Source organism: Kribbella sp. NPDC002412 (genome assembly GCF_053592935.1).
Genome location: NZ_JBSFBL010000019.1, coordinates 35,517 through 55,982 on the forward strand (window position 1 = coordinate 35,517; position 20,466 = coordinate 55,982).

General features: G+C 69.6%; 16 protein-coding genes and 1 pseudogene. 9 read left to right on the forward strand and 8 right to left on the reverse strand.

Annotated features, from left to right (window positions below):
- Positions 1-99 precede the first annotated feature (99 nt).
- The gene (locus tag ACWCOV_RS17395) at positions 100-1,065 is read left to right on the forward strand and encodes a LysR substrate-binding domain-containing protein (protein ID WP_449830276.1); all 966 of its coding nucleotides are present in this window, start codon (positions 100-102) and stop codon (positions 1,063-1,065) included.
- Positions 1,066-1,083: 18 nt separating this feature from the next.
- Here the strand turns inward: ACWCOV_RS17395 and ACWCOV_RS17400 are convergent, their stop codons facing one another.
- The gene (locus tag ACWCOV_RS17400) at positions 1,084-2,334 is read right to left on the reverse strand and encodes a hypothetical protein (RefSeq protein WP_449830277.1); all 1,251 of its coding nucleotides are present in this window, start codon (positions 2,332-2,334) and stop codon (positions 1,084-1,086) included.
- A gap of 110 nt (positions 2,335-2,444) precedes the next feature.
- On the opposite strand from ACWCOV_RS17400, the gene ACWCOV_RS17405 reads away from it, so the two are divergent.
- Genes ACWCOV_RS17405 through ACWCOV_RS17415 form a run of 3 tightly spaced genes read left to right on the forward strand, consistent with a single transcriptional unit; the run spans position 2,445 to position 5,067 of the window.
- On the forward strand, positions 2,445-3,749 hold the full coding sequence (locus ACWCOV_RS17405) for a sulfatase-like hydrolase/transferase (protein WP_449830278.1): 1,305 nt from the start codon (positions 2,445-2,447) through the stop codon (positions 3,747-3,749).
- 32 nt (positions 3,750-3,781) lie between these two features.
- Positions 3,782-4,474: a sulfatase-like hydrolase/transferase gene (locus ACWCOV_RS17410; protein WP_449830279.1), complete on the forward strand. Its 693-nt coding sequence runs from the start codon at positions 3,782-3,784 to the stop codon at positions 4,472-4,474.
- Complete coding sequence (locus ACWCOV_RS17415; RefSeq protein ID WP_449830280.1) at positions 4,372-5,067, forward strand: sulfatase family protein; 696 nt, start codon at positions 4,372-4,374, stop codon at positions 5,065-5,067. The genes ACWCOV_RS17410 and ACWCOV_RS17415 overlap by 103 nt, the downstream gene beginning before the upstream one ends.
- 114 nt (positions 5,068-5,181) lie before the next feature.
- Here ACWCOV_RS17415 and lipB read toward each other — a convergent pair whose 3' ends face one another.
- Positions 5,182-5,895 carry a lipoyl(octanoyl) transferase LipB gene (gene lipB / locus ACWCOV_RS17420; RefSeq protein ID WP_449830281.1) on the reverse strand — a complete coding sequence of 238 codons (714 nt, stop codon included), beginning with the start codon at positions 5,893-5,895 and terminating at the stop codon, positions 5,182-5,184.
- Positions 5,896-6,028: 133 nt separating this feature from the next.
- On the opposite strand from lipB, the gene ACWCOV_RS17425 reads away from it, so the two are divergent.
- Positions 6,029-7,717: a protein kinase domain-containing protein gene (locus ACWCOV_RS17425; RefSeq protein ID WP_449830282.1), complete on the forward strand. Its 1,689-nt coding sequence runs from the start codon at positions 6,029-6,031 to the stop codon at positions 7,715-7,717.
- Positions 7,718-7,739: 22 nt separating this feature from the next.
- Here the strand turns inward: ACWCOV_RS17425 and ACWCOV_RS17430 are convergent, their stop codons facing one another.
- The 3 genes from ACWCOV_RS17430 to lpdA form a co-directional block, all read right to left on the reverse strand.
- Positions 7,740-8,630 (reverse strand): TIGR01777 family oxidoreductase, encoded by an 891-nt coding sequence (locus ACWCOV_RS17430; RefSeq protein ID WP_449830283.1) that lies wholly within the window; start codon positions 8,628-8,630, stop codon positions 7,740-7,742.
- A 328-nt stretch (positions 8,631-8,958) separates the two neighbouring features.
- Positions 8,959-10,893, reverse strand: a complete 1,935-nt coding sequence (gene sucB, locus ACWCOV_RS17435) for a 2-oxoglutarate dehydrogenase, E2 component, dihydrolipoamide succinyltransferase (RefSeq protein WP_449830284.1) — start codon at positions 10,891-10,893, stop codon at positions 8,959-8,961.
- Positions 10,894-11,032: 139 nt separating this feature from the next.
- Complete coding sequence (gene lpdA / locus ACWCOV_RS17440; RefSeq protein WP_449830285.1) at positions 11,033-12,412, reverse strand: dihydrolipoyl dehydrogenase; 1,380 nt, start codon at positions 12,410-12,412, stop codon at positions 11,033-11,035.
- 157 nt (positions 12,413-12,569) lie between these two features.
- Between lpdA and ACWCOV_RS17445 the strand changes: the two genes are divergently transcribed.
- Positions 12,570-12,887 carry a hypothetical protein gene (locus ACWCOV_RS17445; protein WP_449830286.1) on the forward strand — a complete coding sequence of 106 codons (318 nt, stop codon included), beginning with the start codon at positions 12,570-12,572 and terminating at the stop codon, positions 12,885-12,887.
- An 88-nt stretch (positions 12,888-12,975) separates the two neighbouring features.
- Here ACWCOV_RS17445 and ACWCOV_RS17450 read toward each other — a convergent pair.
- The 3 genes and pseudogenes from ACWCOV_RS17450 to ACWCOV_RS17460 form a co-directional block, all read right to left on the reverse strand.
- Positions 12,976-13,110, reverse strand: a pseudogene (locus tag ACWCOV_RS17450) (carbon-nitrogen hydrolase family protein); the annotation flags it as partial.
- On the reverse strand, positions 13,107-13,247 hold the full coding sequence (locus ACWCOV_RS17455) for a hypothetical protein (protein ID WP_449830287.1): 141 nt from the start codon (positions 13,245-13,247) through the stop codon (positions 13,107-13,109). The pseudogene ACWCOV_RS17450 and the gene ACWCOV_RS17455, both read right to left, overlap by 4 nt.
- A gap of 62 nt (positions 13,248-13,309) precedes the next feature.
- Positions 13,310-14,806 (reverse strand): leucyl aminopeptidase, encoded by a 1,497-nt coding sequence (locus ACWCOV_RS17460; RefSeq protein WP_449830288.1) that lies wholly within the window; start codon positions 14,804-14,806, stop codon positions 13,310-13,312.
- A gap of 98 nt (positions 14,807-14,904) precedes the next feature.
- On the opposite strand from ACWCOV_RS17460, the gene gcvT reads away from it, so the two are divergent.
- From gcvT to ACWCOV_RS17475, 3 genes are all read left to right on the forward strand, one after another.
- Positions 14,905-16,023, forward strand: a complete 1,119-nt coding sequence (gene gcvT / locus ACWCOV_RS17465) for a glycine cleavage system aminomethyltransferase GcvT (RefSeq protein ID WP_449830289.1) — start codon at positions 14,905-14,907, stop codon at positions 16,021-16,023.
- Between the two features lie 145 nt (positions 16,024-16,168).
- On the forward strand, positions 16,169-19,018 hold the full coding sequence (locus ACWCOV_RS17470; RefSeq protein WP_449830290.1) for a BTAD domain-containing putative transcriptional regulator: 2,850 nt from the start codon (positions 16,169-16,171) through the stop codon (positions 19,016-19,018).
- A gap of 407 nt (positions 19,019-19,425) precedes the next feature.
- Positions 19,426-20,433: an ABC transporter permease gene (locus tag ACWCOV_RS17475; protein WP_449830291.1), complete on the forward strand. Its 1,008-nt coding sequence runs from the start codon at positions 19,426-19,428 to the stop codon at positions 20,431-20,433.
- Positions 20,434-20,466 lie beyond the last annotated feature (33 nt).

Sequence of the window (20,466 nt, forward strand, 5' to 3'; positions counted from 1 at the left end):
CAGCCGGGGCCGGCGTTACAGGTTTGGTCCCGGCTGAGACGAAACCGCAACACTGGGAAACTGTGTGCTGTGCGTGCACCTGGACTACGGTCTCAACGCATGAACGTCGAGCTGCGCCACCTGCGGGTGGTGGTCCTGGTGGCTGAAGCGGGGTCCGTCGGACGGGCCGCCCGTTGGCTGAAGGTCAGCCAGCCGAGCCTGACCGCGCAGCTCAAGCGGATCGAGGCCGCGTTCGGCGGTGAGCTGTTCGAGCGGTCCCGCACCGGCGTCACCCCGACCGCGCTCGGCCGGTACGCCGTCGACCGCGCCCGGGCGATCCTGGTCGACGTCGACCACCTGTCCGCGACCGTGTCGGCGATGACGGCGGTCGAGTCCAGCGCCGTACGGCTCGGTGGCTTCCCCACCGCGCCGATGTCCGGCATCGCCTCGCGGCTGCGCGACCACGGTGAGATCGAGCAGGTCAGCATCGAGGTCGAGTGGTCCACCAGCGTGCTGCTGCAGCAGCTGGAGAGCGGGCGGCTCGACTTCGCGCTGCTGCGGGAGTTCCCCGCGTTCGAGCTCCGGATGCCGAACGGTGTCGAAGCGTGCACGGTGGTCGAGTCCGAGTCGGCGTACGTCGTGATGGCTGCCGGCCACCCGCTCGCGATGGCGACGCGGCACCGCGGTGAGATCGAGCTCTCGGCGCTGTCCGGGGAGGAGTGGATCGGGGAGCCGCCGGACGACAGCGGGTTCCACGTGCTGTTCCGGGCCGCTTGTGAGCAGGCCGGCTTCCAGCCGAAGGTGGAGCACCACTCGGTGGACACGTCGGTGCTGATGGGGTTCGTGACGAGTGGTCAGGGCGTGGCGCTGATCTCGCCGACGTCGTACCGGATGCTGTCGAGTGACGTCACCACGCGGACGCTGGTCGGTGACCCGATCCACCGGCGGCTGATGCTGGCGTGGAGCACGGACTCACCGCGGGCGCAGATGGCGCCGGACGTGCTGAAGATGGCCACCGCGGCGTACGACGAAGCCTTCGCGGAACATGCCCGCCGCGACCAGGTCCAACGCATGCACGTGGCCTGATCGCGGCGGCTGCCTCTCCTACGCTCCGGCGGGCCGAATACTCACCTGCGAAGGATTCTCGAACGCACTGATGAACAACTCCCCAGTGTCCTCCGGATCCTCCATTCGCTCCCGATACTGCTGCCCCACCTGCTCCCGAGCAGCCGGCCCCACCTGAGCCGAGTTCTTCGACTCCTGCTGCTTCTGCTCCGCCTGCGACTCCGGCTTCGCCTGCTGCGTCGGCTCCTGCTGCGGCGCCGGCTGCTGAGCGCCCGGCTTCTGTTCGGCCGCCACGACGGTCTCGTCCTCAGCTGCCTTCACCGGCGCAGCCACAGTCGGCTGCTCATCCTCGGCGGCCGACGGCTGCTGCGGCTCAGCTGCTTGCGTCGGCTGTTCCGCCACCACAGTCTGCTCGTCATCCGCCGCCGTACCCGGCGCGACGGTCTCGTCGCCGTTCACCGGCGCGGCAGCAGTCGGCTGCTCCTCCGTCTTCACCGGGGCCGCGGCGACCGGCTGCTCCTGCTGTTGTGGGGGAGTGGGCTCGTCGACCGGGACCTGGGTGGTCTCGTCGCGGTCGGTCGGGACCAGCACCGTCTCGTCGGCGGACTCGTTGCTCCGGGCATCGTCCTCGACCCCCGGGAACTGCGCCGTCTGCTCCGCCCCGGACGTCGGGTACGTCGAGGTCTGCTCCTCCGCCTGACTCCGCGGCCGGACCGGCTCCGGGTCCTCGTCGAACAGATCGTCGTACCGGCTGCTGTTCCCGTACGCCCCGCCGTACCCGGCATCCGCCGGATAGGTGCTCCCGGCAACCGGGTAGACAGCCGCGGCCTCAGCCTCCTGCTGCGCCTGCGCGGCCTCCTGCTCCCGCTGCAGCCGCTCGGCCTCCACCCGCTCCCGCCGGCGGCGCCGCACGCTCTGCACGATCAGCTGGATGCCGTACACCAGCGAGATCACCGTCAGGATCGGTACGACGCCGTTCAGCGTGTACTGCTTCGACCCTTCGATCATCCCGGTGGTGACCCCGGGGACGTCGTTGAGGAAGTTCGTCGTCCGGTTCGGGATCCACAGCCAGCAGTAGACCAGCGTGCCGAACGCAGCGAACGCACCGAGCGCGCCGGCACCGGAGAAGTACGACACCACCGTCCAGAAGATCAGCGCGCCGATGCCGTAGGCAAGCGCCATCTCCTTCGTATTCAGCTCGATTCCACCGGGCGCCGCCAGCACTCCGAACACTGCCGGCCCAGCGAAAGCGACCGCCACCCCGAGCAAGAACCCAAGAAATTTGGACACACCACCACGGTAGCGGCGTTGTGCCGTCACACCCCGCAGACACTTCGCAACCGCTGCCGCCGACTCTTCGGGCCCCAGCGAACGGGCAATCGCTTGCCTAAGGTGGTGCCGTGAACCGCCCGAACATCCTGGTCGTCCTGTCCGACGAACACACCGCCTCCGCTGCGGGGTGGGCCGGACACCCGCAGGTACGAACGCCGCACCTCGACCGGCTCGCCGCGCAGAGCGTCTCGTTCGACCGCGCCTACACGAACAGCCCGATGTGCGTCCCGTCGCGGCTGTCGCTGATGACGGGGAAGTACGTCCACCAGATCGGGGCCTGGGACAACGGTGTCATTCCCGGCCCGGACTTCCGGTCGTGGGGACATCACCTGCGCGACTACCAGACCGTGATCGCGGGCCGCACGCATTTCAACGGGCCGGACCGGTTGCTCGGCTTCGACCGCCGGCTGACCGACGACCTGGACTGCTGGGTCGACCACAGCGGCCGTCCACCTCGCCGTACGGCGGAATGGCAACGGCCGACCAACTCGCACGTGACCGAGCACGGCGCCGGCGACCACGTCCACACCCGGCACGACGTCGCGGCGACCGACGCGGCCCTCGACTTCCTCAGCGACCCCGGGCCGCAGCCGTTTCTGCTCTACGTCGGGTACATGCACCCGCACTTCCCGCTGGTGGCGCCGCCGGACTTCCGTGACCTCTACGATCCGGCGGACGTCGAACTGCCGCCGACCTGGGATGAGCCGGCCGCTGCGCAGCATCCGGTGATTTCGCTGCTGCGGCACGGATTCCGCAACGACGAGCCGATCAGCGAGGAGCAGGTTCGGGAGGCGACGGTCTGCTACTGGGCGTTGATCAGTCATCTCGACCACCAGGTCGGGCGGCTGCTGGCCGCCGTACCGGACGACACGGTCGTCATCTACACGAGCGACCACGGGGAGATGGCCGGCCACCACGGGATCTGGCAGAAGCAGTGCTTCTACGAGCCGTCCGTCCGCATCCCCCTGCTCCTCCGGCACCCGTCGCTGACCCCAGCCCGGAACACCGCACACGTCAGCCTGATCGACATACTCCCGACTCTCCGCGACATCGCGGGGCTGCCCGCGGATCCATCTCTGCCCGGGCACTCCCTCCTCAACCCTGTCGACCGCCCCGTCCTCTCCGAGTACCACGCCCAGGGAATGCTCGACGGCGGCTACATGCTCAAGTCCGGCCGCTGGAAGTACTGCTACTACGGGGCTGCGCATCCACCGCAGGTCTTCGACATAGAGACCGATCCGCACGAGCTCCACGACCTTTCCGCCGATCAGTCGCTCGTAGACAAGCTCGACGCCGAGCTGAGGACGGTCCTGGATCCGGACCGCACCGACGCGCTGGCAAAGACCGACCAGGCCGCACGTGCGGCCCGTTGACTCGCTGACTCGCTGAGGAGAGGACCCGCCCGGTGGCTGCACCGAACATCCTGCTGATCGTGTCCGACGACCATGGGTACGCCGACCGGAGTGCGCTCGGTGTGCATCCGGACGTGCGGACACCCGCCCTGGATCGGCTTGCGGCCGAGGGCGTGAGCTGCACAGATGCGTACGTCACCGCGCCGATCTGCAGTCCGTCGCGTGCGGCGATCATCTCGGGGCGGTACCAGCAGCGGTGGGGTGGCCAGTGGTTCGACTCGGCCACCTTCCCGCCGGACGACGTACCGACGTTGGCGGAGATCCTGCGCGACCAGGGATATCGGACAGGGTACTTCGGCAAGGTGCACTACGGGAGTGAGTCGGTCGGGGAGCGGGCTTGTCCTCCGCATCATGGGTTCGAGGAGACGTTGTACGGGTTGGCGGGGCAGTCGTACGGGCGGCTGAACTACCTCCATCATTCGGATGCTGCGGTCTCGTCGTACGGACCGGCGTCGAGCTACATGGCGGTGCAACCGTTGCTGTCGGGGGACGAGCCGGTCGAGTACGAGGGCTTTCTGACTGCCGAGCTGGGGGGCGGGCGGCGTCGTTCATCGCGTCGACCGACGACCGGCCGTACTTCTGCATGCTCGCGTTCAACGCCGTCCACAACTTCTGCTGGCAGCTGCCCGAGTCCGAGCTGGCGGCGCGGGACCTGCCGGCCTTCCGCGACTGGTCGCCCGAGGTGAACGAGTCCTACACCGAGTGGTACGACGACGTGATCGTGCCGAACCTGCCGCACGGCCGCGAGTACTACCTCGCGCAGCTCGAACTGATGGATGCCGAGATCGGCAAGCTGCTGTCCCTCGTCGATGACAACACGATCGTCGTCTACACCACCGACAACGGCGGCTCGACCTGCAACTTCGGCGCCAACACCCCGCTTCGCGGCACGAAGTACACCCTGTGGGAAGGCGGGATCCGTGTCCCCATGCTGTGGCGCTGGCCTGCCCACTTCCCGCCCGGCCACCACACCGACGCCCTGATCAGCACCCTGGACCTGGTTCCGACCCTGGCCGCAGCCGCAGGCACCTCAGCACCCTCGGCAGACGGCCTGAACCTCCTACCGGTCCTGTCCGGAGAGCTCGACACCGCCCACGAGTCCCTCCACTGGGACTGTGGCTTCCAATGGTCCGTCAGATCCGGCCCCTGGAAACTCACCTGGGTAGCCGACGCTCCCGAGGTAGACCACCTCAGGTCCTACGAACACGCCCCCATGGGCACCGGCTGGTTCCTGGCAAACCTGTCCACCGACTCCACCGAACACCAGAACCACCTATAGACTGACCCATCTCAAGCAGCCCGCCTCCACACCTGCCACACCGACTGGCGCATCACCGTCGGCCTACCCCCACTCACTACGCCGCCGCCGTAACACCCGAACCCGGGCAGAACCTCAGACCGTCAGCCCGTAGGTGATCGCAGTTGGCGCCTCTTCGTGGCCGATGTCTGGCGTCCGCTCGTACTCATCCCACGCGAGCATCCGGCCAAGATGCCGCCGCACCGGGCCCAGCACCTCGGTCACCGGCACGTCCCGCCCGAGTTCCTTCGACAGCGTCGTCACGTCGGCATCCGAGATCCCGCACGGCACGATCCGGTCGAACCAGCCCAGATCGTTGTCGCAGTTCAGCGCGAACCCGTGCATCGTCACACCCTGCGCGACCCGGATCCCGATCGCCGCGATCTTCCGCTCCCGGCCGCGATCGTCGGCCGCCACCCACACCCCGCTGCGCCCCTTGACCCGCCCGGTCTTCACCCCGAGCTCGGCGCAGACCGCGATCAGCGCTTCCTCCAGGCGCCGTACGTAGTCCACGACGTACACGTGCGAGGCCAGCTTCACGATCGGGTAGCCCACCAGCTGCCCCGGACCGTGCCAGGTGATCTTCCCGCCGCGGTCGACGTCCACCACCGGCGTCCCGTCGAGCGGCCGCTCGTGCGGCTCGGTCCGCTTGCCCGCCGTGTACACCGGTGGGTGCTCGAGCAGGATGACCGTGTCCGAACCGGTGCCCGCGGCAACTTCCGCGTGCAGCCGCCGCTGCTCGGCCCACGCGGCCTCGTACTCCACCGCGCCGGCGCCGAACCCGGCCTCCACAAAGCTGATCTCCCTCACGCCCTCGAGTGTATGCGGCCCGCTCAGACGCCCGTACGCCGCCGTCCACAGCCCACCGCCGTACGGCGCTCACCCTGGGCCGCCTGTGGATAACTTCCGGGCCGCGGCCGGCGATTCGTGCACTCTCTAGGGCATGGCACTCGAAGACATCGCCGGCTACAGCCTGCGCCGCACGCTCGGGTCCGGATCGGCCGGCGCTGTCTGGCTGGTTCGGGACCGCGCTTCCGGCCGCAACGCCGTGCTCAAACGCATCCCGATCACCGCAATCTCAGACCCGGAGGAGTTCTGTGACCACCTCAAGATCCTGCAGCGCCTCGACCACCCGCACCTCGCCCGCCTCCACGACTTCCGCGAGACCGCCGACGACTGGCTCCTCATCAGCCGGTACGTCGCAGCCGGCACGCTCAGCGCCCTCCTCGGCCGCCGCGGACCGCTCGCCCCCGGTGAGCTCGTCACCCTCCTGACCCCACTCGCCGACGCTCTCACCTACCTCCACCGCACCGGCCTCACCCACGGCCGCGTAACCCCCACCAACATCCTCTTCGACACCGAAGGCCGCCCCGTCCTCACCGACCCCGCCCTGCACCCAGCCACCCCCGCCGACGACCTGAAGTCACTGGCAGACGTCGCCCATCAGTCCGGCGCCGACCCCACCCTGTTCACCCCCGACCGCATCACCGACCCTCAATCCCTCCTGACCATCGCCACCCCAGCTCCCATCAACCTCGCCTTCACCGAAGACCCCACCACCGCAGAATCCCCAACCAAGAAGCCCGCACCCCCAGACGACCCGGTCGAACACCCCCGCACACCGCTACCCCCACGCCCACCAAAGCCGACCGCCGCACCCACCATCAGCCCCAAACCACCCCAGGCACCCATGCCCAAACCTCTCGCACGCACCACCAAGCCAAGCCGCCGCAACCCCTCCCGCCCCAACCGAGCCCGGCCCTCCCCACCCAACCGACTCGACCGCCTGACCACCCCGACCGGAGCCGCCGACCATGCGACCCGCACCACAGACGACAAGCACCCAGGCACAAACCCCGTCTGGAACGACAGCGCCCAAAGATCGCCAATCGGCCTGGCTCGCCTGACACGTCGCCGCTCCCGTCACCGCCCCTGGCGTCGAAGTCACACCCGCTGGCGACGTCACCGGCGGCCCGTCGACCCCGCAGCCAGAATCCAGACAAGCAGCGCCTCCGGGACGACTCGACCACCAGCTCAGAAGCTCATCCACCACCCCGTCCGCCGTCACCCAGTTCTCCGCAACCCGGCGTACGGCGTCCTGGCCGCGGCTGCCCTGGGAGCAGTGGTCGTCCTCATCCTCGGCCTATTGACGGTAGGCGCCCTGGACAACAACCCAGCCGGCACAGCCGCCGCCACGAATCAAACCCCAACCCCAACCGACCCCACCCCACCTACGCCACCCGGAGATCCAGCGAAGTGGACCCGAACCCTCCAGGCTCTGGACACCCAACGAGCCAAGGCTTTCTGGACCCTGGACCCCACTCTTCTCGACACCGTCTACGTCCCCGGCACCGTCCCCTGGAAAGCCGACCAAGCCCTCCTCGCCACCTACCGCAAACACCAAATCCGAGTCCGCAACCTGAACATCCACATCTCGAACACCACCGTAGAAGCCGAAACCCCCACCAAAGTCGTCCTCCACATCACCGACCACCTCACCACCGCGCAAGCCATCACCCCCACCGGCACCACCACCAACCTCCCGCCCGCCACCCCCACCTCCCGCCGCCTGACCCTCACCAAAACCCCGACCACCCCTGCCTGGCGAATCACAGCCATAGCCCCTGCTTGACCGAGGGCAGGTCACCACACCTTTACGAGGTGAGGGCGGCGGAGATGGCTGCGGGGGCGGTGGGGTGGTGGAAGGTGAAGCCGGTGGATTGGAGGCGGGTGGGGAGGGCTCGGTTGCTGCCCAGGAGTTCCCAGGCGAACTCGCCCAGGACGGTTTTCATGAGGAAGGCGGGGATGGGGAAGAAGGCGGGGCGGTGCAGGGCGGTGGCCAGAGCCTCGGTGAACTCCTGATTGGTGGCGGGGTTGGGGAGGGTGACGTTGACGGGGCCGCTGACGGTGTCGTGTTCGGCGACGTGACGGACGGCGCGGAGCCAGTCGGTGAGCGAGACGACAGGGAAGTACTGCGTGCCCGGACCGAGGCGGCCGCCGAGGCCGAGGCGGAATGGAAGGGAGAGGAGTTGGAACGCGGGTGCCTTGCGGTCCAAGACGACGCCGGTGCGCAGGGAGGCGGTGCGGCTGCCGGCGGCGCGGGCTGGTTCGAGCGCGCCTTCCCACACCCGGACGACCTCGGCGAGGAAGCCGTCGCCGAGTTCGGAGTCTTCGGTGAGGATGCGGTCGCCGCAGTCGAGGCCGTAGCCGCCGACGCCGCTCTGCGTGATCACAACCGGGCGCCGGTCGAGCTGTGCGGCGGCCGCAGCCAGGGTGGACGTCGTACTGACGCGACTCTCGCGGAGCACCTTCCGGAACGCCGGGGTCCACGGGCGGCCGATGTTCGCGCCGGCCAGGTTGACGAGGACGTCGGGGTCGCCGAGCGCGGTCGGGTCGAGGTCTCCGCGGGCCGGGTCCCAGCGGATTTCGTCAGGTTTTGCGGGCGTACGGCGGACCAGGCGGAGGACCTGGTGTCCGTCGGCGGTGAGGTCGCGGGCGAGCGCCGTACCGAGGAAGCCGGAGGCGCCGGCCAGCACGTACTTCATCCTGCTGCTCCTTGAGGATCGTCCTGCCACCGCAGTACCCGACGGAAAACACGTCCGGGGTCAGACAGTAACCGGGCTGGTGCTCGCCACTTGCACTGGCTCTCCGACGCAACAGGAACGAGTCGGGTGCGCTGCACGCTTCCGACTCGGCGGGACCAGGAGCGGCTGGGCGCCACGGAGGGCCCAACGCGGGTTCGGGACCGATCGTCTCACTACGCGTCACTGTGGGCATCGCGTCTGCCGACTTACTTGTGACCGCCGTCAGGTTGGAAACCAAAGCGCCGGCCCGTCCAGAGGGACGAGCCGGCGCCAAGGCTTCTTCGAGGGATCAGACGTCGAACTGGGCCTCTTCGAGGCGCTGCTTGACGGCGGTGAGGTAGCGGGCGGCGTCGGCGCCGTCCACCAGGCGGTGGTCGTAGGTGAGAGCCAGGTAGACCATCTGGCGGATGGCGATGGTCTCGCCGAGCTCCGGGTGGGTGATGACGACCGGGCGCTTCACGACGGCGCCGGTGCCGAGCATGCCGACCTGGGGCTGGTTCAGGATCGGGGTGTCGAACAGGGCGCCGCGGCTGCCGGTGTTGGTGATGGTGAAGGTGCCGCCGGCCATCTCGTCCGGCAGCACCTTGTTGTTGCGGGTGCGGTCGGCCAGGTCGGCGATCTTCTTCGCCAGGCCCGCGATGTTCAGGTCACCGGCGTTGTGCACGACCGGGACCATCAGGCCCTTCTCCACGTCCACGGCGATACCGAGGTGCTCGGCGGCGTGGTAGGTGATCTCGCCCTTCTCCTCGTCGATCGAGGCGTTGAGCTTCGGGTACTGCTTCAGCGCGTCGACCGCGGCCTGGGCGAAGAACGGCAGGAAGGACAGCTTGACGCCCTCGCGGGCCTCGAACTCGGCCTTCTTCGCGTTCCGCAGCTTGGCGATCTCGGTGACGTCGACCTCGACCACGGTGGTCAGCTGGGCCGAGACCTTCAGCGAGTTCACCATGTGGCTGGCGATCGCCTTGCGGATCCGGCTCATCTTCTCGGTGGTGCCGCGGAGCGGGCTGATCGTCGCGGGCTTCGCGGCGGCTGCCGGGGCCGAGGCGGCGGGCGCGGCGGCGGGAGCTGCTGCCGCGGCCTTCTTGGCTTCGGCGGCGGCGATGACGTCCTGCTTGCGGATTCGGCCGCCAACGCCGGTGCCCTGTACGGCGTTGAGGTCTACCTGGTGCTCGGCCGCGAGCTTGCGGACCAGCGGGGTGACGTAGTTGGGGCCTTCCCCGTTGGGGGAGGCTGCCTGGGTTGGGGCCGGTGCCGATGCGGCCGGAGCGGCCTGAGCCGGGGCAGCCTGCGCAGCGGGGGCGGCCTGGGGCGCCGGGGCTGCTGCGGGCGGCTGGGCAGCGGGGGCCTGGGCCGGAGCCTGAGCCGGTGCTGCCGCCGGGGCCGGCGCGGCGGCCGGAGCCGGGGCCTGGGCCGCGGGCGCCTGGGCCGGGGCTTCCGCGGGAGCCTCAGCCGAGGCCGGCGCGGAGGAGGCGGGGGCCTCGGCCGGGGCCGGGGCGGAGGACGCGGGGGCCGCGTCGCCGGAGCCGACGATGGCCAGCTCGGCGCCGACCTCGACGGTTTCGTCCTCGGCGACCTTGATCTCGAGGAGCTTGCCGGCGACCGGGCTCGGGATCTCCGTGTCGACCTTGTCGGTGGAGACCTCGAGGAGGGGCTCGTCCACGGCAACGTCGTCGCCGACCTGCTTCAGCCAGCGGGTGACGGTGCCCTCGGTCACGCTCTCACCCAGCGCCGGCAGCGTGACCGGCGTACCGGAAGCTGCTCCGTTGGATGCGGCCGGCGCCTGCTCGGCGGGCGCGGCCTCAGCAGCGGGCGCCTCCTGAGCGGGAGCGGCCTCCGCGGCGGGCGCTTCCTGAGCCGGAGCTTCCTGTGCGGGCGCTTCCTGGGCAGGGGCCTCTTGAGCGGGGGCCTCCTGTGCAGGCGCCTCCTGCGCGGGCGCTTCCTGGGCTGGAGCGGCCTGCTCGGCTGGCGCGGAGCCGGAGGACTCGCCGGCGTCGCCGATGACGGCCAGTTCGGCGCCGACCTCTACGGTCTCGTCCTCGGCGGCCTTGATCTCGAGCAAGGTACCGGCCACGGGCGAGGGGATCTCGGTGTCGACCTTGTCGGTCGAGACCTCCAGCAGGGGCTCGTCGACGGCAACCGTGTCGCCGACCTGCTTGAGCCAGCGGGTGACGGTTCCTTCGGTGACGCTCTCCCCGAGGGCCGGCAGGGATACAGAGGTCGGCATGACGGTCGTTGCTCCTTCGTCAGATCGGTCGAGGTCAGCCTACGGTGCCGCCGGAACGAGCCGGATCCGGGTCAGCGGACCCAGCGCGCTCCCACGGGCTCAAACCTACTCGGACGGGCCAGTGGTCCGTCCGGGGATCTCAATCATGGAAATGCAGCGGCTTCCCGGCGAGCGCCAGGTGGGCCTCGCCGAGGGCCTCGTTCTGGGTGGGGTGGGCGTGCACGAGCGGCGCGACGTCGGCCGGGTAGGCCTCCCAGTTGTAGATCAGCTGGGCCTCGCCGATCAGCTCCCCGACACGGGAGCCGACCATGTGCAGCCCGACCACAGCGCCGTCCTTGGCCCGGACCAGCTTCACGAAGCCCTGGGTCTTCAGGATCTGGCTCTTGCCGTTGCCGCCGAGGTTGTAGTTGAGGATGTCGACGTCGCCGTACTTCTCCCGGGCCTGCTCCTCGGTCAGCCCGACCGAGGCGACCTCGGGCTCGGAGTACGTGACCCGCGGGATGCCGGCCTCGTCGATCGGGGCCGGCGATAGCCCGGCGATGTGCTCGGCGACGAAGATGCCCTGCTGGAAGCCGCGGTGCGCGAGTTGCAGGCCGGGGACGATGTCGCCGACCGCGTACACGCCGGGCACGCTGGTCTGCAGCGTCGAGTCGACGGTCACGAAGCCACGGTCGAGGGCGACCCCGACCTCCTCATACCCCAGACCCGACGTGTTGGGGCCACGGCCGACGGCGACCAGCAGCACCTCGGCTTCGATCACCTCACCGCCGGCGACGGTCACCCGGACGCCGTTGTCCACCACCTCGACGGACTCGAACGGCGTACCGGTCTTGAACGCGATCTTCCGCTTCCGGAACGCGCGCTCGAGCGTCTTGGAGCAGTCGGCGTCCTCGGCGGGCACCAGCCGCGGCAATGCCTCGACGATGGTGACCTTGGTGCCGAAGGAGGTCCACGCGGAGGCGAACTCGACCCCGATCACCCCGCCACCCAGCACGACGGCGGACTCGGGGACGCGGTCCAGCGTCAACGCGTGTTCACTCGCGATGACCCGGTGCCCGTCCAGCTCCAGCCCGGGCAGCGACCGCGAGTACGAGCCGGACGCCAGGATCACGTTGCGGCCGGTGTACGTCGTCCCGGCGACCTCGACCGTGGTCGGGGAGGTGAGGCGGCCTTCGCCCTCGATGACGGTGATGCCGCGGGCCTTCAGCTGGCCCTGCAGGCCCTTGAACAGCCGGTCGACGACGCCGTCCTTGTACTTGTTCACCCCGCCCATGTCGACACCCTCGAGCGTGGTGCGCACACCGAACTGCTCACCCTCGCGCGCCGAGTCGGCCACCTCCGCGGCGTGCAGCAGCGCCTTGGTCGGGATGCAGCCGCGGTGCAGACACGTCCCGCCGACCTTGTCCTTCTCCACCAGCGCCACCGACAACCCCAGCGTCGCGGCGCGCAAACCGGCGGCATATCCACCACTGCCGCCACCGAGTATCACCAGGTCGTACGTCGTACCACTCTCAGTCACAGGTTCCTCCGTGGGTCTGGTCGGCGGGCGGCCCGGATCGCGGGCAGGGCCCGGCGTCATCTTTTCACCGCTGCCGCCGGGTGCCACCCCCGGGCCACCCGGAACCGTTACCAACGATTTCGTGCCCTTGGTTGGGGAGATAGGGGACACTTGCCCCATGAAGTGGTTCGGTCGCCGGCAGAAGCCGGGCACGATACGCCGGTCGGACAACCCCGATCAGGCGCACCTGCGGGAGTTCGCCCAAACCCGCCAGGGCGTCGAGGGCTTCGTCGAGCCGCGGACGGCGGTGACGGAGTACACCCTGCTGCTGGTCGCCATCGACGGCGAGTGGACCCGGCGACGGGTCCCCTCGGTCGAGTGGGCGCACAACTTCGCCAACAAGCTGGGGATCCCGTCGTACGACGCCGCCGTGGTCGGCTACCCGCCTCGCATGCGCGAGTACAACGCCCGCATGAAGAAGAACGGCCTCGCCTAGAGACTGTGCCGGCCCTAGAGGATGGGGACGCGCTGCCGGACGGCAGCAGCCACGCCTGAGCGTCCGCAGCGCGCGCCCGCGTCAGCAGGTCCCACTGCTCATCCTTGCCCGGCCCCGCACCCCACGACGCCGGTACGACGACCAGCTCCGCACCCAGCCGCTCCAGCGCCGTGAACTGGTCCGCGAACCGCAGGTCGTGACAAGTCGCCAGCCCGGTGGTCAGCCGCCGTACCCGAACGTCACCAGCTCCATGCCCGGGGCAACGGTGTCGGACTCCCGCGACCCGAAGGCGTCGTACAGGTGGATCTTCCGGTCCAGACCCTGCGCTTCACCGGCCTGGGACTGACAGATGCCTGGCACCAGCTCAGGTGAGGTACCTGCTCGAGGGTGAGCTGGCTGATCTCACCCTCGAGACTCGGTGCTCAGCTTGCTGAGGCGGCTAGTTCTACCAGGGTGCGTACGGCGTAGCCGGTGCCGCCGGCTGGGGTGTAGCCGGAGGCGGAGCCCTCGTTGAAGGCCGGGCCGGCCACGTCCAGGTGCACCCAGTCGATGCCATCAGCAACGAAGTCGCCGAGGAACGCGGCCGCGGCCAGCGCGCCGCCCCACGGCTCGCCGGTGATGTTGGCCAGGTCGGCGACCTTGGAGTGCGACTTCAGCTTGTCCAGCATCTCGGCCGGGATCGGCAGCGGCCACATCGCCTCGCCGGCCGCGACCGCGGCGTCCACCACCCGGTCCCGGGCGGTGTCGGTGTTCGCGAACGCGCCGGCCACCTTGGTGCCCAGGGCAACGACGCAGGCGCCGGTCAGGGTGGCCACGTCGACGATCAGGTCGGGCTGGTCCTCGGACGCCCGGACCAGGGCGTCGCCGAGGACGAGCCGGCCCTCGGCGTCGGTGTTCAGCACCTCGACGGTCTTGCCGCCGTACATGGTCAGCACGTCGGACGGCCGGGCCGCCGAGCCGGACGGCATGTTCTCGGCCATCGCGGCGTACGTGGTCACCTGGACCGGCAGGCCGAGCCGGGCGATCGCGACGGTCGCGCCGATCACCGCGGCGGCGCCGGCCATGTCGGCCTTCATGCTGATCATCCCGCTGGCCGTCTTCAGCGACAGGCCGCCGGAGTCGAAGGTGATGCCCTTGCCGACGAACGCCAGGTGCGTGACCGGCTTCTTCGGGGTGTAGCTGATCCGGATCAGCCGCGGCGGGTTCGCCGACCCCTGGCCGACGCCGAGGATGCCGCCGTACCCGCCCTTGGTCAGCGCCTTCTCGTCCAGCACCTCGACCTTGACGCCGTGCTCCTTGCCGAGCTTGACCGCCTCGGCGGCGAAGTCGGCCGGGTTCAGGTCCGACGGCGGCGTGTTCACCCAGTCGCGCACCTGGCGGACCGCGTCGGCGGTCACCTCGGCGCGCTCGAGCGCGGTCCTGGCGTCCTTGTGCCGGGCCAGGTCGGTCAGCACGGTCAGGTTGCCGGGCGCCTCCGGGGCGGAGTCGTTGGACTTGTACGCCGTGAACGCGTACCGGCCGAGCAGGGCGCCCTCGGCGATCGCGCGGATGCAGTCGGCGTCCGGCGTCGGCAGCGCGAAGGCGACCGACTGGGACGCCTTGGCGGCCCGGATGCCGGCGCCGGCCGCCGTCCGCAGGTCCTCGGTCTTCAGCGCACCGTCAGGCGCCTCGCCGAGGCCGACCGCGATCAGGGTGGCCGACTTGCCCGGCTTCGGCCCGGGCACCTTGGTCACCTCGCCGGCCTTGCCGGTGGCGCCGAGACCGGACAGCACCTCCACCAGCTTCCCGCCGTACGCGGCGTTCAGCGACTCGGTGCCGGCCGGCAGGGTGACACCGCCGCCGACCTTGACCACGCCGATGACCACGGCGTCGGTCCGGACACCGGCTGCATCGGACTTGCTCAGGGTGATGGTGCTCACGAAAATCTCAGTCCTCCTTGACCGGCGGGCAGAGGGGCCGGTCGTGACGGTACGTGAATGCTGCCTCCGCATGCTACGCGTCGGGTAAGTTCCGCTCCATGACCACGTCTGCTTCATCGTCGCCTGAACTGAAGAAGCCCCCGCTCCACGAGCGCCATGTCGCCCTCGGCGCGAAGTTCGCCGAGTTCGGTGGGTGGGAGATGCCACTGGAGTACTCCGGGGTCGTCGCCGAGCACACCGCGGTGCGTTCCTCCGTCGGGGTTTTCGACGTGAGCCACCTCGGGAAGGCGACCGTGCAGGGCCCGGGCGCCGCGGCGTACGTGAACTCGTGCCTGACCAACGACCTGGGCAAGATCGCGCCCGGCCAGGCGCAGTACACGTTGTGCTGCAACGAGCGCGGGGGAGTGGTCGACGACCTGATCGCCTACCTGCACGCCGACGACGACGTGTTCCTGATCCCGAACGCGGCCAACACCGCCGAGGTGGTCCGGCTGCTGCAGGCCACCGCGCCGGACGGCGTCGTGGTCACCAACACGCACGACGACTACGCGATCCTCGCCGTCCAGGGCACCAACAGCGACGACGTGGTGAGCGCGATCGGGCTGCCGACCGGGCACGACTACATGTCGTTCGCGACCGCGGACTTCGCCGGTACGCCGGTCGTCGTCTGCCGGACCGGTTACACGGGTGAGCGCGGCTACGAGCTCGTCGTGCCGAACGCGGCCGCGGTCGCCGTGTTCGACGCGCTGCTCGAGGCCGGAGCGCAGTACGGGATCGTGCCGGCCGGGCTCGGGGCGCGGGACACGCTGCGGACCGAGATGGGGTACCCGCTGCACGGCCAGGACATCACGCCGGACATCACGCCGGTGCAGGCGCGGTCGGGCTGGGCGGTCGGCTGGACGAAGGAGCACTTCTGGGGCGACGAGGCGCTCCGGGCGGAGAAGGAGCGCGGCGCGGCCCGGATCCTGCGCGGCCTGCTCGCGGCGGGGCGGGGCATCCCGCGGCCGCACATGACGGTGCTCGACCAGTCCGGCACGGCGCTCGGTGAGGTGACGTCCGGCACGTTCTCGCCGACGCTGAAGAAGGGCATCGCGTTGGCGCTGCTGGACGCGACGGTCAAGGAAGGCGACCAGGTAGTCGTCGACATCCGGGGCCGCCAGGAGGCCTTCGACGTGGTCAAGCCGCCGTTCGTCACGGTGCACGTGCGGGAGAGCTGACCAGCGGCGGGGCGGCAGGTTTTCTGCCGCCCACCGCGTCACCACTCCCAGGTGGCCGCCTTCATTGGTCTCCTCGCATCGGCTGGGTCGATGCAGTGATGATGTGTGCGCGCTGTTACCAGGCGCTTACCACTAAGCTGGCGCCGTGGAGTTCCGGCTGCTCGGTCCAGTACAGATCTGGTCGAGTGGCACCCAGGTCGCGCTGAAACGACGCCAGGAACGCCTGCTGCTCGCCGTACTGCTGCTGGAGCCAGGCAAGGCGGTGCCTCCGGAGCGCCTGATCGACCTGCTGTGGCCGGATGCCATGCCGGACAACCCGAAGCGGGCGCTGCAGGTCTACATGTCCCGGCTGCGGTCCGTGCTGGCGGCCGACGTACGCCTGACCAGTGGCTCCGAGGGGTACGCCGTCCACGCGCCGCTGGGCCGGACCGACATCGAGCAGTTCAACGATCTGGTCGAGCAGGCCCGGCGTACGGACGACCTGGAGCACCGGTCCAAGCTGCTGGCGGATGCGCTGGCGTTGTGGCGCGGACCGGCGCTCGCGGACGTCACCAGCGACGACGTACGGCGGCGACTCTGTGCCGGCCTGGAAGAGTCGCGCTGGGCCGCCGAGGAGCTCCGGCTGACCACCGACCTCGCTCTCGGCCGGCATCAGGAACTGCTGCCTGAGCTGGCGCGCCTGACGACCGCCCAGCCGGCGCGGGAGACGTTCGCCGCGGCGACGATGCTCGCCCTCTACCGGTCCGGCCGGCAGGCGGATGCCCTGGCCGCGTACGCCGAGCTGGCCCGGCACCTGGACGAAGAGCTGGGCGTGGAGCTCGGCGCCGAGGTCCGGGACCTGCAGGTCGCGATCCTGCGACAGGACCCGTCACTCGACCTGGTGACCGGGTCGTCGGTGCCACGCGAACTTCCTGCGGACGTAAGCATCCTGGTCGGCCGGGACGACGTACTGCGGGAGCTGGCTGACGAGCTGCTGAGCGCAGGGCGGCCGTCCGGCGTACCGGCGGTGGTGTGTCTGTACGGCGCGGCCGGGACCGGAAAGTCCGCTGCAGCGGTGCGGTTGGCGCATCAGTTGGCCGAGCGGTATCCGGACGGTCAGTTGTTCGCGCGGCTGCAGGATGTCAACGGGCAGGGGATCTTGGCGCGGACTGTCCTTGCGCAGCTGCTGCGGTCGCTGGGTGTCGACGGTTCGGAGATCCCGGAGAGCCTGGAAGCCCGGTCGGCACTGCTGCGGAGCAGGCTGGCGGACAAGACTGCGCTGCTGGTGTTCGACGACGCCATCGACGCCGGCCAGCTGCGGTCGTTGCTGCCTGCAGGTGGTGGGTGTGGCGTGATCGTCACCTCGCGGCAGCCGATGCTCGGTCTTGAGGACGCAACGCACCGGGAGCTTCGGCCGTTGTCGGAGGAGACGAGTGCGGAGTTGCTCGGCGCACTGTCCGGTCTCGGGACTACCCGAGTCGCCGACGTGGTTCCACACTGCGCCGGACTGCCACTGGCGCTGCGCATCGTCGGTGCCCGATTGGCCTTGATCCATGAGGATGTCGCGGACGTCGTACAAACGTTGGCGGACGAGTCGCAGCGGCTCGACTACCTGGTTGCCGGCGATCGAGCCGTGCGGGCCAGCCTCGACCTGACGCTGAGCGTCGCGACCACACAGGCCCGGCAGCTCTTCGCGCGCCTTGCTCTGGTTGGCGCGGACGAGTTCGCGTCCTGGGTCGCGGCGCCGCTGCTGGACCTGGACGAGGACAGTGCGCAGCAAGTCCTCGATGGCCTTGTCTCGCTGGGCCTCGTGCAAACCCGACGCCTGCAACCACCCCGCTACGGCCTGCACGGCCTTGTCCGCTCGCTTGCTGTGGAGCTGTCCGGTACGACGGCCGACAGCGAGGTGGAGCGTCGTTACTTGAGCGCCGTACTTCGCTTGCTAACGATTGCAGACGAGCAAATCGATCATGCCGTGAGCAACATCGAACTCGATCGCGGCGAAGGCCGGGAGCTTCCGGAGGCCGAGGCAGCGGCAGCGGCCGGAGCGTCCTGGCTGGATGTCGAGGCGCCGGTGGTGCGTGCCGCCGTCGGCCTGGCGATCGAGGACTGGCCGCGGCTGGCCGGCACGCTTGCCCTGCGAATGAACGGGTTTCTCGCGATCCGCGACGTCCGCGACACCCGGCAAGAGGTCCTGCAGTCGGCCAGAGATGCGGTGGCCGGAGTCGACGAGGCCGAGCTCGAGGCAGAGCTCGACAGGTCCCTGTTCGGCGCCTTGGCGCAGGCCGGCACACCGCCGGAAAGCCTGCTGCAACAGGCGGAACGGGGACTCGCGTCGGCCGAACGGACCGGGCGCGTGGCCTTGCGTATCGCGGCGATGAACCAGGTCTCCTGGGCCGCGTCCGCGCGGGGAGACTTCCAGCGGTCGTTGCAGATTGCGCACGAGATGGTCGCGCTGGTGGACGCGGACCCCGAGGCCGAGTCTGCACGACCAAGGGCGATGGACCAGCTGGGCGGCGCGCTGGTGATGCTCGGCCGGATCCCGGAAGGCCAGGTGGCGCGCCGGGAGGCTTGTGCACTCAGTGCTCCGGGGACCCGGCTGCACGCGATCCGCCTGGTCATGCTTGCCGAGGCGCTGCTCGCCGACGTCGACCTCGGTGCGTCGCACGTGCCCGAGCTGACCGCGGTCCTGGGCGAGGCGCGCGAGATCGTCACCCGGATCGGCGACGAGCTCGGCACCGCGCACGTCGACAACACCGAAGCCCAGTTGCTGATCCTGACCGGAGATCCGGACGCCGCGGACACGCTGTTGCAGCGTGCGGCCGAGATCCTGACCCGTCGCCCGGACGCGTCCGGGGCGGCCGCCAACGCGATCGGCCGGGCCCGGCTGAGCGTCGCGCGCGGACGGCCCGCCGAAGCCCGCCGAATTCTCGAGACCGCGATCAGCGACGACCCGGGCGTCAGCCACGCGGTCCAGGAAATGCGGCACCAGCAAACGCTCCTCGGCCTCGGCTGAAACGCGCCGCCGGCCTGTTGAACAGGTCACATTCACCCGAAATTGCTACTCACCGTAGTGTCCACCCTCCGCGAGATTTGACTACGCTGCGTCAAAAGCTGGCACAAAATGGACGCTGGCGAGCCTGTGCCGACGCTATTCGCATTCGAATGACTGCGCAGCGTGAGTATTCGATGTAAAAGTTCGGTCGCTTTTGAAGTTCCGGTAACGATTCGTGCCTTCGAACCCAAGGCCGCTGGCAAGCGGTCGTCGGCGTCGGGCAGGCTAGCGCGCGGTTGCGGCGGGGTAGGTCGTCAAGTGAATTTGACGCGAACCCGCCATCGACCGAGGCTCTACCCCGATCTACAGATCGTGGCTGGATCCCCCTCCCCGAACGAAACCTGGCTGACAGAGCTGACGGAGCGCGAATGAGCATCGGTTCACCCGACTCGACAGTTGGTGTCGAGGACCACCCGGCATCCGCCGAGCCGGTTCGGGACTCCGCCGTACCGCACGGCAAATCTCCGACCCGGATCGCGATGGACCGGCTCCGCAAGGACAAGGTCGCCGTCACCTGCGCCGCCATCGTGCTGTTCTTCATCCTGGTGGCGGTGTTCGCGCCGTTGCTCACCAAGATCGAGGGCGCCGACATCGGCACCTTCCACCCTGAGCTGGTCGACGAGTACGGGTTCCCGACCATCGCCGTGAACGGCCAGCACTGGTTCGGCGTCGAGCCGAAGACCGGCCGGGACAACTTCGCCCGCTGGGTGTACGGCGCCCGCCCGTCGCTGATCGTGGCCTTCACCGCGACTGCCTTCGGCACCATCGTCGGTGTCGTGATGGGCCTGCTGGCCGGCTTCCTCGGCGGGTGGGTCGACCGGGTCATCTCCTGGGTGATCGACTTCGTGCTGAGCCTGCCGTACCTGCTGTTCGCGATCGCGATGGTGCCGATCGTGGAGAGCATGCGCGGCGGTTCCTTCAACCTGTCGCCCGGTGAGCAGGCCTCGACCCGGTTCTTCGTGCTGATCTTCGTGCTCTCGTTCTTCGGCTGGGCCGGCCTGGCCCGGATCATCCGCGGCGAGGTGCTGTCCCTGCGCGAGCGCGAGTTCGTGCTCGCGGCGAAGGCGATCGGCGTCCCCACCTCGCAGGTGCTGTTCAAGGAGCTGCTGCCGAACCTGGTCGCGCCGATCGTGATCTCGGCGTCGCTGGCGCTGCCGGCGTACGTGACCGCCGAGGCCGGCCTGTCCTTCCTCGGTGTCGGCCTGATCGAGCCGATCCCGTCCTGGGGTCAGACGATCGCCACCGCGACCAACTGGTTCAAGGCGGATCCGCTGTACCTGTGGTTGCCCGTGCTGGGCATCACGGCGCTGGTGCTGTCCCTCGCCCTGCTCGGAGACGCCGTCCGCGACGCCTTCGACCCCAAGACCCGCCGGTAGCCCGGCGTTGCCCCAGCGGCAGAAAAGGAGAAA